This window comes from Sphaerisporangium krabiense (assembly GCF_014200435.1).
GTDB lineage: Bacteria > Actinomycetota > Actinomycetes > Streptosporangiales > Streptosporangiaceae > Sphaerisporangium > Sphaerisporangium krabiense.
Genome location: NZ_JACHBR010000001.1, coordinates 72,687 through 87,541, shown reverse-complemented (window position 1 = coordinate 87,541; position 14,855 = coordinate 72,687). Strand labels below are relative to the sequence as shown.

13 protein-coding genes are annotated in these 14,855 nt (G+C 73.4%); 8 read left to right on the top strand and 5 right to left on the bottom strand.

Translation table 11 applies throughout. The features are described 5' to 3' along the window. Positions 1 to 53 precede the first annotated feature (53 nt). Complete coding sequence (locus BJ981_RS00395) at positions 54 to 1,799, bottom strand: DUF3352 domain-containing protein (protein ID WP_239139178.1); 1,746 nt, start codon at positions 1,797 to 1,799, stop codon at positions 54 to 56. 245 nt (positions 1,800 to 2,044) lie between these two features. Between BJ981_RS00395 and BJ981_RS00390 the strand changes: the two genes are divergently transcribed. From BJ981_RS00390 to BJ981_RS00355, 8 genes are all read left to right on the top strand, one after another. Further along, complete coding sequence (locus tag BJ981_RS00390; RefSeq protein ID WP_184607757.1) at positions 2,045 to 2,845, top strand: thioesterase family protein; 801 nt, start codon at positions 2,045 to 2,047, stop codon at positions 2,843 to 2,845. Positions 2,846 to 2,929: 84 nt separating this feature from the next. Beyond that, positions 2,930 to 3,847, top strand: coding sequence for a glutamate racemase (gene murI, locus BJ981_RS00385; protein ID WP_184607756.1), 918 nt, complete (start codon positions 2,930 to 2,932; stop codon positions 3,845 to 3,847). Positions 3,848 to 3,920: 73 nt separating this feature from the next. Beyond that, complete coding sequence (locus BJ981_RS00380) at positions 3,921 to 4,673, top strand: MBL fold metallo-hydrolase (RefSeq protein WP_184607755.1); 753 nt, start codon at positions 3,921 to 3,923, stop codon at positions 4,671 to 4,673. A 5-nt stretch (positions 4,674 to 4,678) separates the two neighbouring features. Then, on the top strand, positions 4,679 to 5,395 hold the full coding sequence (gene rph, locus BJ981_RS00375; protein WP_184607754.1) for a ribonuclease PH: 717 nt from the start codon (positions 4,679 to 4,681) through the stop codon (positions 5,393 to 5,395). Beyond that, positions 5,392 to 6,027, top strand: a complete 636-nt coding sequence (gene rdgB, locus BJ981_RS00370; protein WP_184607753.1) for an RdgB/HAM1 family non-canonical purine NTP pyrophosphatase — start codon at positions 5,392 to 5,394, stop codon at positions 6,025 to 6,027. The genes rph and rdgB overlap by 4 nt, the downstream gene beginning before the upstream one ends. Before the next feature lie 36 nt (positions 6,028 to 6,063). Further along, entirely contained in the window at positions 6,064 to 7,764 is a 1,701-nt protein-coding gene (locus BJ981_RS00365) for a molybdopterin-dependent oxidoreductase (protein ID WP_204070189.1), read from the top strand. 550 nt (positions 7,765 to 8,314) lie between these two features. Beyond that, positions 8,315 to 8,983, top strand: a complete 669-nt coding sequence (locus tag BJ981_RS38935) for a toxin glutamine deamidase domain-containing protein (RefSeq protein ID WP_239139179.1) — start codon at positions 8,315 to 8,317, stop codon at positions 8,981 to 8,983. Positions 8,984 to 9,006: 23 nt separating this feature from the next. Next, complete coding sequence (locus BJ981_RS00355; RefSeq protein ID WP_239139180.1) at positions 9,007 to 9,291, top strand: SUKH-4 family immunity protein; 285 nt, start codon at positions 9,007 to 9,009, stop codon at positions 9,289 to 9,291. A gap of 76 nt (positions 9,292 to 9,367) precedes the next feature. Here BJ981_RS00355 and BJ981_RS00350 read toward each other — a convergent pair whose 3' ends face one another. From BJ981_RS00350 to BJ981_RS00335, 4 genes are all read right to left on the bottom strand, one after another. After that, entirely contained in the window at positions 9,368 to 11,887 is a 2,520-nt protein-coding gene (locus tag BJ981_RS00350; RefSeq protein WP_184607751.1) for an ABC transporter permease, read from the bottom strand. Between the two features lies 1 nt (position 11,888). Beyond that, a complete protein-coding gene (locus BJ981_RS00345) occupies positions 11,889 to 12,650 on the bottom strand; it encodes an ABC transporter ATP-binding protein (protein WP_204070191.1) in 762 nt (253 codons plus the stop codon). Between the two features lie 175 nt (positions 12,651 to 12,825). Further along, the gene (locus tag BJ981_RS00340) at positions 12,826 to 13,527 is read right to left on the bottom strand and encodes a response regulator transcription factor (RefSeq protein WP_204070192.1); all 702 of its coding nucleotides are present in this window, start codon (positions 13,525 to 13,527) and stop codon (positions 12,826 to 12,828) included. Beyond that, the gene (locus tag BJ981_RS00335; protein WP_184607750.1) at positions 13,527 to 14,708 is read right to left on the bottom strand and encodes a sensor histidine kinase; all 1,182 of its coding nucleotides are present in this window, start codon (positions 14,706 to 14,708) and stop codon (positions 13,527 to 13,529) included. Before BJ981_RS00335 ends, BJ981_RS00340 begins: the two co-directional genes overlap by 1 nt. Between the last annotated feature and the right edge of the window lie 147 nt (positions 14,709 to 14,855).

Below are 14,855 nucleotides of genomic sequence, written 5' to 3'. Positions count from 1 at the left end.
GGCCGCCACCCGTCCGGGTGGCGGCCCTTCGCCGTGCGTGCCCCGGCGCCGGGTCAGTTGAACAGCACCCGCAGGCTGAAGCTGCCGGTGTCGCCGGACTGCCTGCCGCTGATGCCCACGGCCTTCAGCGTCTGCAGGCTCGCCCGCTCGTCGCCCTGCAGCGAGTTCAGGTAGTACTTCTCGATCTTGTCCAGGTCGACGTAGAAGGCGGTGGTCGCCGAGTCCGCGTCGGGGACGGCCGTCCTGAAGGTCTCGCTGTCGCCGAGCGTGCCGTCCTGGCCCAGCTTGGCCGCGTAGTCCTGCGTGCTGGCCAGCACGAGCCGCCCGTCCGCCTCGACCTTGGCGATCTGCGGCGTGGTGGTGCCCGAGGCCGCGACGGCCTGCTCCAGCCGGCCGACGATCTCCTTGGCCTTGGCCGCGTCGGTGGTGAGCACCGCGCCGACGTTCGGGAGGTCGCCGTCCAGGCCCTGCTCGTCGACGGCGACGGTGAGGTTCTTGCCGAGCAGCGTCACCACGTCGTCGGGCAGGGAGATGCCGTAGGCCTGGCGCACCATGCCCACGAAGTCGCCGCCCTGGGAGCCCGCGGCGGACTCCAGGCTCTTCTGCAGCGTCGGCCACTGCTTGGCGACCATGTCGCCGAGCCCGGAGATCGACAGCGCGCCGACCGTGGAGGCGGGCAGGTCGGCGATCCGGCCCGGCTCGCCGGGGGAGGAGGCGGGGCCGCCGCTGGAGACGGCCGTCAGCTCGGCGTAGGCGCTGTCGAAGCGCAGGGCGCCGGCGACGCGCATGTTCTGGACCAGGCCGAGCGCCTCACGGTCGCCCGACGGGACCAGCTTGGAGATCCTGCCCATGTCACCCCAGAACGAGAGCACGCCGGGCTCGCCGAGGCGTTCGAGGTCGGCGGCGAAGTTCGCGTTGGACGACAGCGCCGACCCGGCGGCGTACCGGTCGGCCGCCTGCTGGGTCTTGGCCATGATCGCGTAACCCTCGCGGAAGGCGAGGCCGCTCATGTCCTTGCCCTTGTCGAGCTTGGCGATGCCGGCGCGCGCGGCGGCCTCGTCGGTGACCTGGACGGCGAGCACGACCTCGGGCTCGTCCTGCGACCCGCCGGCCGGGGCCCGCAGCGCGAGTCCCACGCGGTCGCCGAGCCAGGGCTGCACGTCACGGGCGTAGTCCACCCCGTCGACGGCGCCGCCCTTGCCCAGCAGCTCGAACAGCGCCTTGCGCGGGTCGTCCCCGGAGAAGCTGTCCCGCGTCGCGGGGAACTTCCTGGCCAGGTTGAACAGCGCCAGCTTCTGGGTCGCGGACGGGTCGAGGTCGACGCGCACGTACACCAGGGAGTCGCCGGGCAGCACGTCCTCGGGCTGGGCGCCGCCGCCGCTGAGCAGGTTCATGGCGTACACGCCGCCACCGCCGATCAAGGCCACCACGACGGCCGCGATCACCGCGAAAACCCAGCCGCCACGCCGCTTCCGCGCCGTGGGGGGCGGCGCCATGGGAGGCCCGAGCTCGCCGCCCTGCCAGCCGGGCTGGGCGGCGGGCGCGGCGCCGTACCCGTACGCCTGGTCGTATCCGCCCTGGTGGGAGGGCGTGGAACCATACGGCTGGGTGTACCCGGGCTGGCCGTACCCGCCCTGGGCGCCGGGCTGCGGGGCATGGCCACCTTGCGGGGAATAGCCACCCTGCGGGGAATAGCCACCTTGCGGGGCGTGGCCGCCCTGCGCCGGGCCCGCGCCGTACTGCTGGTCGTACGCAGCCGGGGTGGGGCCGGAGCCGGGCGTCCGGTAGTGCACCGTCACGTCGGGATCCTGGTTGAAAGGATATGGCGGCTGCGGTTGATCAGGCATGGTCCACTCTCGCTGTCTCACGGGATTGCGTCATGAGAGTAGATCGTCCCGGTAGCGAGCGACTTGCAAGACGCTTTCTGTCGGATAAGTAGCGTTTTTTCGGAAGTCGCCCTGGAGTCCTTCCCCTCGCCGTGGCCGGGCGCCCCGCTAGAGTGAGGACGCCCAGAACAACATTCGGTAGGGAACACGGGGAGCCCATGACCAAGTTCGACGAGGCGACGCAGGCCATCCGGGTCGACGAGACCACCTACGACGTGTGCCTCGATCCCGGCTACTCCATCGGCGGCCCCCTCAACGGCGGCTACCTGATGGCCACGCTCCTGCGCGCGGTCGCCGACGCCTCGCCGCACCCCCACCCCGTCTCGACCTCCGCCCAGTTCCTCAAGGCCGCGCTCCCCGGCCCCGCCCGCGTCGTGCTGGAGCCGCTCAAGACCGGCAGGACCACCACCGTCACCCGCGCCACCCTCGTCCGCGACGGCGACGCCTGCCTCGACACGCTCGTCACCACCGCCGCCCTGGACGGCGCCCCCGCCGCGTGGTCGGCGACCCCCGCGGTCGCCATGCCGCCCGTCGAGGAGTGCGTGGCGCTGCCCGACCCCCGGCCCGAGTCCGGCATGACGCTGAGCGAGCGCATGGAGCTGCGCTACGACCCGCCCACCGTCGGCTGGTTCACCGGCGCGCCCACCGGGCGGCCCGAGTCGCGCGCCTACTTCCGCCTGGCCGAGCCCCAGGACCCCGACCCCTTCGTCCTCGCCCTCGCGGTGGACGCCCTGCCGCCGGTCGCCTTCTCCGCGGGCGCCCGCGGCTGGTCGCCGACCGTCGAGCTCACCTGGCACCTGCGCGCCCTGCCCGCGCCCGGCTGGCTCACGCTCATCGGCTCCGGCCGGCTGATCAGGGACGGATGGTTCGACGAGGACGTCGAGGTCTGGGACGCGGCGGGCAACCTGGTCGCGCAGTCGCGCCAGCTCGCCCGCCTCGGCCGGGGCGACGCCACGTGATCCCGCCGATCATCGAGGACGATTACCGCGGTGTGAGCATTCTTACCGCGAGCGATTGACCATGGTCCCTTAACCTTGGGAAACATGTCGGACATAGGGAGCGTCGCCCACGCGCCGTGGGTCAGCGTCACGGAGTCCTCCGGCGAGGACATCGGTCACGATGAGCCCGCCATCGGGATCTTCGACAGCGGTGTCGGCGGCCTCACCGTCGCGCGCGCGATCATCGACCAGCTCCCCGCCGAGCCGATCCTCTACGTCGCCGACACCGCGCGCCAGCCGTACGGGCCCAAGCGCATCGCCGAGGTGCGCGCCTACGCGCTGCAGGTGATGGACCACCTCGTCGAGCACAACGTGAAGATGCTGGTCATCGCCTGTAACAGCGCCAGCGCGGCCGTGCTCAGGGACGCCAGGGAACGCTACGACGTCCCCGTCGTCGAGGTGATCCAGCCCGCCACGCGCCGGGCCGCGCGGGCCACCAGGAACGGCCGCGTCGGCGTGATCGCCACCCGGGCCACCATCGACTCCATGGCCTACAACGACGCGTTCGCCGCGGCCCCGGACGTCCGGCTCACCGGCGTGGCCGCCCCCCGCCTGGTGGAGTTCGTGGAGCGCGGCGAGACGATGAGCGAGGAGCTCATCGAGGTCGCCCGCGCCTACCTCCGGCCGGTGATCGAGGAGGGGTGCGACACGCTGATCCTCGGCTGCACCCACTACCCGCTGCTCGCCGGCGCCATCTCCTACGTCATGGGCGAGGGCGTGACGCTGGTGTCCAGCGCCGACGAGACCGCCAAGGACGTCTTCCGCGTCCTCCACGACCGCGGGATGACCAGCCAGGGCAACGGCCGCACTCCCCGGCACAGGTTCCGCGCCACCGGCGACGGCGCCCTGTTCGCCGAGCTGGGGCGGCGGTTCCTCGGCCCCGAGATCGCGGACGTGGAGCGCGCCCCGGTCGGCGAGGCGCTGGGCGAGGAGGCCCTCGCCGCGCCCGGCCAACCCGGATAGCCGCCGCGGCCGGGGCCCCGGCGGGCGAGTCCGGCGAATCAGCGAGTCCAGCCAGCGAGGTGAGGAGAAGGCCGTGAAGCTGACGATCGTCGGATGCTCGGGAAGCTTTCCAGGCCCGGACAGCCCCGCGTCCTGCTATCTGCTGGAGGCCGAGGGCTTCCGCATGCTGATCGACTTCGGCAACGGCTCCCTCGGGGCCCTGCAGCGCCACATCGGCCTGTACGACGTCGACGCCATCTGCCTGTCGCACCTGCACGCCGACCACTGCCTGGACATGTGCTCCTACCACGTCGTGCGCGCCTACTCCCCGGACGGCCCGCGGCCGCGCGTCCCCGTCCACGCCCCCTCCGCCGCGCCGCGCCGCCTCGCCGCCGCCTACGGCATGGACGACGAACCGGCCCTCGACACCACGTTCGCCTTCACGCCCCTCGCGCCCGGCTCTTTCACGGTCGGCCCCTTCGCGGTGACGGCCGCCCTGATGAACCACCCCGTGGAGACCTACGGCTTCCGCGTCTCCCACGGCGGCCGCTCGGTGGCCTACTCCGCCGACACCGGCGAGAGCGCCGAGCTCGTCGAGCTCGCCACCGGGGCCGACCTCCTGCTGTGCGAGGCGTCCTTCCGCGACCGGCCGGGCAACCCCGAGGGCCTGCACCTGAGCGGCAGGCAGGCGGCCGAGCACGCCGCACGCGCGGGCGTGGACACGCTCGTCCTCACCCACCTGGTGCCCTGGTACGACCCCGCGGACGTGCTCGCCGACGCCTCCGGCGCCGGGTTCGGCGGCGCCATGGAACTGGCGCGGAGCGGGGCCGTGTATGACCTAAGGTGAGCCTCATGGCACGTGAAGACGGGCGTAGGCCCGACCAGCTCCGGCCCGTCACCATCACCCGTGACTGGCTGGCCCACGCCGAGGGTTCCGTCCTCGTGGAGTTCGGGCGCACCAAGGTGCTGTGCGCCGCCTCGGTGCAGGACAGCGTGCCGCGGTGGCGCAGGGGCAGCGGCCTCGGCTGGATCACCGCCGAGTACGCCATGCTGCCCCGGTCCACCAACACCCGCAGCGACCGCGAGTCCGTGCGCGGCAAGATCGGCGGGCGCACGCACGAGATCTCCCGGCTCATCGGCCGGTCCCTGCGCGCCTGCGTCGACTACAAGGCCCTCGGCGAGAACTCCATCGTGCTCGACTGCGACGTCCTGCAGGCCGACGGCGGCACGCGCACCGCCGCCATCACCGGGGCCTACGTCGCGCTCGCCGACGCCGTCGCCTGGATGCGCGCGCGCAAGCTGTGCCCCGGCGAGCCGCTCGTCACCTCGGTCGCCGCGGTCTCCGTCGGCGTCGTCGGCCAGACCTCCCTGCTCGACCTGTGCTACACCGAGGACGTCGCCGCCGAGACCGACATGAACGTCGTCATGACCGGCGCCGGCGACTTCGTCGAGGTCCAGGGCACCGCCGAGGGCGTCCCCTTCGACCGCGCCGCGCTCGACGGCCTGCTCGACCTCGCCGTGGCCGGCTGCGCCGAGCTCACCACGCTCCAGCGGCAGGCCCTGGCGTGAGCGCCGTCGCCCGCGTCGTGCTCGCCACACGCAACCAGGGCAAGATCCGCGAACTGCGCCGCATCCTCGCCGAGGCCGACGAGAAGATCGAGCTGGTCGGCCTCGAAGAGTTCCCCGAGATCGGCGAGGTCGCCGAGACCGGCCTCACCTTCGCCGAGAACGCGCTGCTCAAGGCGCACGCCGTCGCCTCGGCCAGCGGGCTGCCCGCCGTCGCCGACGACTCCGGCCTCTGCGTCGACGCGCTGAACGGCATGCCGGGGGTGTTCTCCGCCCGCTGGTCGGGGTCCCACGGCGACGACGCCGCCAACCTGCGGCTCCTGCTCGCCCAGGTCTCCGACGTCCCGGACGGGCGCAGGGCCGCGCACTTCGCCTGCGCCGCCGCCGCGGCCCTGCCCTCCGGCGCGGAGCGCGTCGTCGAGGGCGTCCTGCCCGGCGCGGTGATCCACTCCTCGCGCGGCACGAACGGGTTCGGATACGACCCGATCTTCGTGCCCGACGGGGAGACCCGCACCACCGCCGAGCTGTCCGCCGCGGAGAAGGACGCCATCAGCCACCGGGGCCGGGCGTTCCGCGCGCTCGTGCCCGTCCTGCACGAGCTGCTCGGCGCCCAGGGTCCCGTAACCAGGGCGTAAGAATCCGCGGGCCTGTTCGGGCGTAGCGTTCGCTGTGTGACGGAAAAGGGAACGGGGTCGCGCGCGGACGCGTGGGCCGCCGCGCTGCTCGGCCTGGTGGCGGGCGCCGTGGCCCTCGGCGTCGGACAGCTCGTCGCCGGGCTGGTCAGCCCCAAGGCCGCGCCGGTCATCGCGGTCGGCGACGCCACGGTGGACCACACGCCGCAGGCCGTGAAGGACTGGGCGATCAGGACGTTCGGGGCAGCCGACAAGATCGTGCTCATCGGCGGCATCATGGTCGTCCTCGCACTCGTCGCGGCCGGACTCGGCCTGCTGGCGCGCACCCGGCCGGGCTGGGCGGGCGCCGGCCTCCTGGCCTTCGGCGCGCTCGGCGCCGCCGCCGCGGCCACCCGCCCCGACGCCGCCCCCCTCGACGTCCTCCCCTCCCTCCTCGGCGCCGCCGCGGGCGCCTGGTCCCTCCGCCTGCTCACCCACCGCACCTGGCCGGACGGCTTCGCCGCCCCCCACCACGACGAGCCCCCACCCGCACCGGACGGCACGGAAACGCGCCCCGCCGGCGTGCGGATGGCGGAGCCTCTCGCCGACGTGCGGACCGAAGACCGCCCCGCTGAAGTGCGGCCTGCCGAGGTGCGGCCCGTCGTCATGCGGGCCGGGGGTGAGCCGGCCCGGTTCGACCGGCGCGGGCTGCTCACGGGTGTCGCCGCCGGCGTGGTCGTGGCCGGGGTCGGAGGGCTCGCGGGGCGGGCCCTCGGCGGGCGGCTCGACGTCGGCACGGCGCGGGCCGAGGTCGCGCTGCCCAGGCCCGCCAAGGCCCTCCCGCCCATCCCCGCGGGCGCCGACCTCCGCCTCAGGGACCTCGGCCCCTTCGTCACCCCCAACCGGGACTTCTACCGCGTCGACACCGCGCTGATCCTCCCCCAGGTGGATCCCAAGACCTGGAAGCTGAAGATCCACGGCATGGTGGACCGGCCGGTCGAGATCACCTTCGACCAGCTCGTACGACGGCCGCTCACCGAGGCCGACGTCACGCTGACCTGCGTGTCCAACGACGTCGGCGGCCAGTACGTCGGCAACGCCCGCTGGCTCGGCGCGAGCCTCTCCGCCCTGCTGCGCGAGGCCGGCCTGCGGTCCGGGGCCGACATGCTGCTGTCCACGTCCTCCGACGGCTGGACGTCCGGCACGCCCGTGGACGTCGTCATGGACGGCCGCGACGCGCTGCTCGCCGTGGGCATGAACGGCGAGGCGCTGCCTCTTTCCCATGGATTCCCCGTCCGCCAGGTCGTCCCCGGCCTCTACGGGTACGTGTCGGCGACCAAGTGGATCACCGAGATCAAGGTGACCCGCTACGACCGCGACGAGGCGTACTGGACCGAACGCGGCTGGGCGGCCAAGGGCCCCATCAAGACCCAGTCCCGGATCGACCTCCCTCGCGGCGGCTCGACCGTCCCGCCCGGCCCCACCCCCATCGCGGGCGTGGCCTGGGCCCAGCACAAGGGCATCGACGCCGTGGAGGTACGCGTCGACAAGGGCCCCTGGCGGCAGGCCCGCCTGGCGGACGTCCCCGGCATCGACACCTGGCGGCAGTGGGTCCTGGACGGCTGGACCGCCACCCCCGGCGACCACACCATCGAAGTCCGCGCCACCGACGCCACCGGCTACACCCAGACCCCCGACTACGCCCCCGTGATCCCCGATGGCGCGGCCGGCTGGCACTCCATCCTCATAACCGTGAAGTAGCCGCTTCTCGCCGCGCGGGACCGAGGACGCCCCCGCCGTAGGCCCGGAGTTCTGGGGTGGTGCTGGTCACGGCTGACCCGTGGTTCCAGGTTGGGCGGTGAATCGGCGGTTCTTCGCGGGTGCCGCCGCCTACGATCGGCGTCGTCCGGCCATACACACGGGGGAACACATGACCGGGACCGATAACGTCGTGCCGTCGCGGGCAGGGGTGTCGCGGCGCGCGGCACGGACGGGGTACAACCCCGTCGTCACCGCCGACGGCGTCCGCTGGCGCGACTACGAACGGGCGGCCGAGACATCGGCGGCCGAGTGGCGTCCGCCTCACGTTGATCCACCGTCGGCGCGGCCGGACGCGCCGCGCACCGATGGGGGACCGGCCGGCCGGGCCGGAGGGGTGCCCCGGCGGTCGGGGACGCCCTCATTTCGGACCGGGACGGAGACACGCCGGTCCGGCGGAGCTCCGGGGGAGCCACGGACGCCGTCGTTCCGGCCGGAGGCGGCCCCGCCGCCGGCAGAGGCGCAGCCGCCCGCCGTGCCACCGGCCTCTGACGTGACGACCCTTGAGTGGCCGGCCGCGCCGGGGTGGCGGGGGCCCGAGGATGACTGGTTCGACACGCGGGAGCGTCCGGTCAGGCTGGACGCGAGCAGGCCGTACGGCACCCCGGGAGGGCTCGTCTGGCCCGATCCCGAGCTGCAGCGCGACCTGTGTCAGGCCGTGCCTGAGGGGGCGCGTTTCCCCGATCCGCGTGGCATCTGGATCCGGCTGGTCAACGGCGAAGGGCCTGCCGAGGATCCGTTCCGGGCCACCAACGCGCTGGACTGCGCGCTGGCGGTGATCTCCACCTGGCACGGCGAGCCGGTCGTGGCCGCGGCGCGCCTGCCCGAGTACGACCGGCTCGGCAGGCCCTCGCTGGCGGGGGAGGTGGGCGGGGTGGCGCGGGCCGAGCGGTGGCTGGGGCACCGGTTCGAGTACGTCGGGCAGGGCCGCCGGGCGTACACGGCCGTCGCGCGGCGGCTGCGTTCGGGCGGGCACGGCGCGGCGGCCGTCCTGGTCACCCGCTGGTCCTCCGGCGGCGCCCACGCCTGGAACGCCCTGAACAGCGCGGGCGAGGTCGTCTGGGTGGACGGCCAACGCGGGCGCGCCTCCGTGGACCCCCTGCCGGGCCCGGTCACCGGAGTCTTCTGCGTGGCGATCGACCGCCGGGGGAGACGACTGTGACCGGACAGGAGACCGCGCGAACCATGAGCGGGCGGGGGATGCCGGTGGAGCTGGTGCGGGCGTTGGCCGAGGAGTATTTCAATGGGCCGCTGCCCGCGGACCAGGCCACCGAGGTGGGGCTGCACGCCTTCGACGGCGGATACGTCGCCTGGGCCAGAGGCTCGGAGAACGACGACCCGTCCGTGCTCCCGGAGGTCGCGGGAGGCGGGTGCGCGGTGATCGACGGTCTCACGGGCGAACTGTCGATCCGTCCCCTGCTCGCTCCGGAGGAGGTGGCCGGCGAGTGGCAGGCCCATCGCCCGGCATGAAGGGCTCAGACCGTGAACGACACCGGCGGGGACGGCACTCCTGGGAGGCGTCCCCGCCGGTGTCGCGTCGCGCGGGTCAGGTGCTCGCGAGGGAGGTGACGATGGAGGCGCGGGAGGCGCGGCGGCCGGGGAGGAGGGCGGCGAGGACGCCGGCGAGGCCGGAGAGGGCGACGAAGAGCAGCACCTGCGTGACGGGCACGCGGAACAGGACGTCCTCCACGAGCGTCTGCGTGGCGGCCCAGCCGAAGGCCCCGCCGAGGACGACCCCGACGATGGCCCCGATCAGGCCCATGATCAGCGCTTCCAGCGACAGCATGCGCCGGAGCTGCGGCCGGGTCAGGCCGAGGGCGCGCAGCAGCGCCGACTCCCGGGTGCGCTCGTGCACCGACAGGCTGAGGGTGTTGGCGATGCCGAGCAGCGAGATGAGGATCGCCAGGCCGAGCAGCCCGGAGATCACCATGAGCATGGTGTCGAGCATGTCGTCGAACTGGCCGCGGATCTCGGTGGAGCTGAGCACCTTCGCGGCGGGGAACGCCTGCGCCGCGGCCTCGACGGCCTTCCTGGACGCCACGGCGCCGACGCCGTCCTTGGCGTTGACGAGCACCTGCTCGTCGTTCATGGCGCCGAACCACGTGGCGAAGCCGTCGGCGGGCACGGTGATCGCGGGCAGCGGCGCCGAGTCGTCGAAGATCGCGATGACCTTGACGTCCACGGTCCCGCCCTTGGGGGTGGCGAGCGCCAGCGTGCCGCCGGGGGAGGCCTTCAGCTCCTTGGCCGCGCTCGTGTTCAGCATGGCGGTGGAGCCGGTGAACCCGCGCGTGGTGCCCTTGGTGGCCACGGCCTTGTAGGGGCCTTCGAAGGTGCCGACCTGGTACTCGCCGCCGTTGACCCGGGCCTCCCTCTGGCGGATCTGCACCACCGAGGCGAGCTCGGGCCGGGCGCGCAGCGCGGTGGAGAGCTCCGGCGGCACCCCGGCCGGGGCGTCGCGGTCGGAGAGGGACCCCTGCGACATGACCATGTAGTCGACGGGGAACTGGTCGTCGAGCTGGGCGGAGATCGTCGCCCGCGTGGTGGCGGTGATGACGGAGATCAGCGTCATCAGCGTCACGCCGATCGTCAGCGCGACCGTCGTGGTGGCGGACCGCTTGGGGTTGCGCCGCGCGTTGTCGACGGCGAGCCTGCCGGGCACGCCCGCCAGCTTGGCGGGCAGCCAGCCCGCGAACGCGCTGAGCGGCTTGACGATGACGGGCCCGAGGATGAGCACCGCGCAGAAGGTCAGCGCCCCGCCGCCCATGACGATGAACAGGGCCTCCGGCCCGGGCGGGGCCATGACGCCCGCGGCCGTGGCGCCGACGCCGGCGACCAGGAACAGCGCGGCGAACACCGTCCGCAGCACGCCGGCCCGGAAGGTCTGCTCGTCGGTCTGACTGCGCAGCGCGGCGATGGGCGCGACCCGGGTGGCCGTCCGGGCCGGCAGCAGGGCGGCGCCGACGGTGACGAGCACGCCGATGGCCAGCGCGAGCGCGATGGTCCTCGGCGCGAGCGACACGCCCACGACGGGCAGGTCCTGCCCCATCGCCCCGGCCACGGCGATCGCGCCGGCCCCGAGCCCGTAGCCGACGAGCAGGCCGAGCACCGAGGAGATGACCCCGACGACCACGGACTCCAGCAGCACCGAGCCGAAGACCTGCTTGCGGGTGGCGCCGATGCAGCGCAGCAGCGCCAGCTCGCGGGCGCGCTGGGCGATCAGGATGTTGAACGTGTTGTAGATGACGAGCGCCGCCACGAGCATCGCGACCACGCCGAACATCAGCAGGCCGATGGTGATGAACCGCATGTCCGCGCCGTTGGCCTTGGCCAGCTCGTCCACCAGCTCCTGCCCGGTGCGCACCGTGTGGCCGGCCCCGCCGAGCGCGGCGGCGACGGACGCCTTCAGCGTCTGCGGCGAGACGCCGGGCGCGGCGGCGACGTCGATCTCGGCGAAGCCCTTCTGGCCGGTCATGGTCTGCGCGGTCGCGCCGGTGAACCCGACGGCGCCGGTCATGGCCATCCGCTGGTCGACGCCCACGTCGAACAGGCCCACCACGCGGAAGGACGCCGGCTTGCCGTCGCGGCCGAGGACGCGGACGGTGTCGCCGATCGCGAAGTTCCGGGTCTTGGCGGTGTTCTCGTCGAGGACCACCTGGTCGGCCGCGGCCGGCGCGACGCCGGAGGTGATCGTCGTGCGGGCGAGCCTGCCGGTGACGATGGAGACGCCCGCCGTGGGGAAGTCGCCGACGGCCTTGCCGTCCTTGCCGATCAGCGGGGCCTCGCCCTGGACGACGCCCTGGGCCTCGGCGACGCCGGTCACGCCGCGGACCTTCTCCAGGTCCTTGGCGTCCAGCCGGCCCGGCGACTCGCCGCCGGGGCCGGCGGGCAGCACCGCGACGTCCACCTTGTCGGCGGAGGCGGCGATCCGCTGGGTGACGTCGGACTGGAGCGTGTCGGTGAGCACGAACGTGCCCGCGATGAAGCCCACGCCGAGCGTGATGGCGAGGGAGGTGAGCAGGAGCCGCAGCTTGTGCGCGCGCAGCCCGGCCAGAGTGCTCTTGAGCACCTCAGCCCTCCAGCTTCATCAGCGTGTCGAGCACGCTCTGCGGGGAGGGGTGGACGAGCTCGGTCACCAGCACGCCGTCCCTGAGGAACACCACGCGGTCGGCGTAGGAGGCGGCGACGGGGTCGTGGGTGACCATGACGATGGTCTGGCCCAGCTCGCGCACCGAGGTCCGCAGGAAGGACAGCACCTCGGCGCCGCTGCGCGAGTCGAGGTTGCCGGTGGGCTCGTCGGCGAAGATGACCTGCGGCTTGCTGATCAGGGCGCGGGCCACCGCGACGCGCTGCTGCTGGCCGCCCGACAGCTCGCTCGGCCTGTGCTTCAGCCGGTCGCCGAGCCCGACGGTGCGGATCACGACCTTGAACAGCTCGGGGTCGGCCTGGCGGCCCGAGATGTCCAGCGGGAGCATGATGTTCTGCTCGGCCGACAGCGTGGGCAGCAGGTTGAACGCCTGGAAGATGAACCCGACCCGATCGCGGCGCAGCAGGGTGAGCTGCTTGTCGTTCAACCGGGTGATGTCCACGTCGCCGATGCGCACCTCGCCCTTGGTGACGCTGTCGAGCCCGGCCAGGCAGTGCATCAACGTGGACTTGCCGGAGCCCGACGGACCCATGATCGCCGTGAAGGCTCCGGTCTCGAACCCGACGTCCACGCCGCGCAGCGCGTGCACGGCGGCGTCTCCCTGGCCGTAGACCTTCGTCACGCCGCGCGCGACGACGGCCGCGGGCGCGGCCCGGCGGAGGGCTTCTTCTCCGGTGATGGTCACATCTGGCTCCTTGACGCGGTTCAGCGTTGATCTGCAGTGATCTCAACGCTATGGCCGCGGGAGCCGGGTTCCATGAGCCCTGGGGACGGACTTCCCGTACGCCCGGGGGCTGGCCCGGCGGGGCGTGTGCGACCCCTGGGGTACCCCGAAGTCGGCCGAAAGTCTGAGCGGCGCGTCAGCGGCCGGCGGCGCCGCCGAACGGCGTGATCAGGCCGGTCTCGTAGGCGTAGACGACGGCCTGGGCGCGGTCGCGGACGCCGAGCTTGGCGAGGACGCGGCCGAGGTGGGTCTTGACGGTGGCCTCGGCGAGCGTGAGCCGGTCGGCGATCTCGGCGTTGGACATGCCACGCCCGACCATAACGAGGACCTCGCGCTCGCGGGCGGTGAGCCTGCGCAGCGCCTCGGGCTCGGGGGCGGCCTTGCCGGGCAGGTGGGCGGTGAAGCGCTCCAGCAGCCGCCGGGTGGTGCTGGGGGCGACCACGGCGTCCCCGGCGTGCACGGAGCGGATCGCGCTGATCAGGTCGGACGGCGGGACGTCCTTGAGGAGGAACCCCGCGGCGCCGGCCTTGAGCGCGGCGAAGGCGTACTCGTCGAGGTCGAACGTGGTGAGGATGAGCACCTTGGGCGGCTCGGGCAGCGCCGTGATCAGCCGGGTGGCCTCGACGCCGTCCATGCGGGGCATGCGCACGTCCATGAGCACGACGTCGGCCGCCAGCGAGCCGAGCAGGTGGACCGCGGCGTCGCCGTCGGGCGCCTCGCCGACGACCTCGATGTCCGGCTGGGCGCCGAGGACCATGCGGAACCCGGCGCGGACGAGCTCCTGGTCGTCGACCAGCACCACTCTGATGGTCACGTCGCCGCCCCGATCGTCGGTCATCACGCCGCCCTGCTCACCGGGAGCCGCACGGCCACCTGGAACCCGCCTCCCGGCCGCGGGGAGGCCTTGACGCTGCCGTCGTACATCGCGACGCGCTCGCGCATGCCGACCAGCCCGTGCCCGCCGATACCCGCGGGCGCCGCCGCGCCGCGCCCGTCGTCGGTGACCCGCAGCAGGATCTCCCGGGCACCGTACTCCATCTCGACGGTGGCGCGGGCGCCGGGGCCGCCGTGCTTGAGCGCGTTCGTGAGGGCCTCCTGGACGATGCGGTATATCACGAGCTGTTCGCCCTCCGGCAGGTCGCGGAAAGCTCCCTTGACCGTGTACTCGACCGGCAGCCCCGAGCGCCTGACCTGGGCGACCAGGTCGTCCAGCTCCGCGACCCCGGGCTGGGGCGCGTACTCCTCCTCCGGCCCCGCGTCCTCGCGCAGCACGCCGACGAGGCGGCGCATCTCGGCCAGGGCCTGCCGCCCGGTGCTGGAGATGGTCTGGACGGCGCGGCGGGCCTTCTCGGGGTCGCTGTCGATGGTGTACCCGGCGCCGTCGGCCTGGACGATCATGACGCTGACGTTGTGGGCGACCACGTCGTGCAGTTCGCGGGCGATGCGGGCCCGTTCGGCGGCGGCGGCGATGCGGGCCTGCTGGTCGCGCTCACGCTCGGCGCGCATGGCACGTTCCTCCAGGCTCTCCAGGTAGCGGCGCCGCACGCTCGCGTAGATGCCGCCGACCCAGGGGGCCACCACGAACATCGAGGCGGAGGCGTAGGCGCCGAACGGGAGGCCCTGCCACCGCGCGAGGGACAGGCACGCGCCGAGTTCGGCGACCAGGCCGGCGGCGATGGCCCAGCGCGGCGCGCACCGGGAGGCGACGCCGTACATGGCCACGAGGACGGCGAGGTTGCCGGGCAGCACGTCGACGCGCATGAGCCACTGCGCGAAGCTGACGGCGGCGACGGCGGCGAAGGTCAGGACGGGACGGCTGCGCCGCCAGAGCAGCGGCACGATGAGCAGCGCCGACAGGCCGAGGTAGGACGCCGGCGTGAGGCGGGTGCCGTCGGGGAGCGCCGGCGGGCGGGAGTAGGCATCGGCGGAGATCAGGCTCAGAACGATCAGCGGAACGAGCAGGAGCGCGTTCGCCACCCGGCTGTGGCGCGCTGTCAGGGCGCGCAATCGTCCGAACACGCCCCAACCCTACGTACGCGCAGCTCATCCCCATTCCCTCTGAAGAGGGATCTCGGTCTACGACCCTGGTCGTACAGGGACAAAACCGCTTACAGCCCGCTTACGGGGCCTAGGGGATAGTTGTCGGTGGGAGCCACCTTCGGGTGA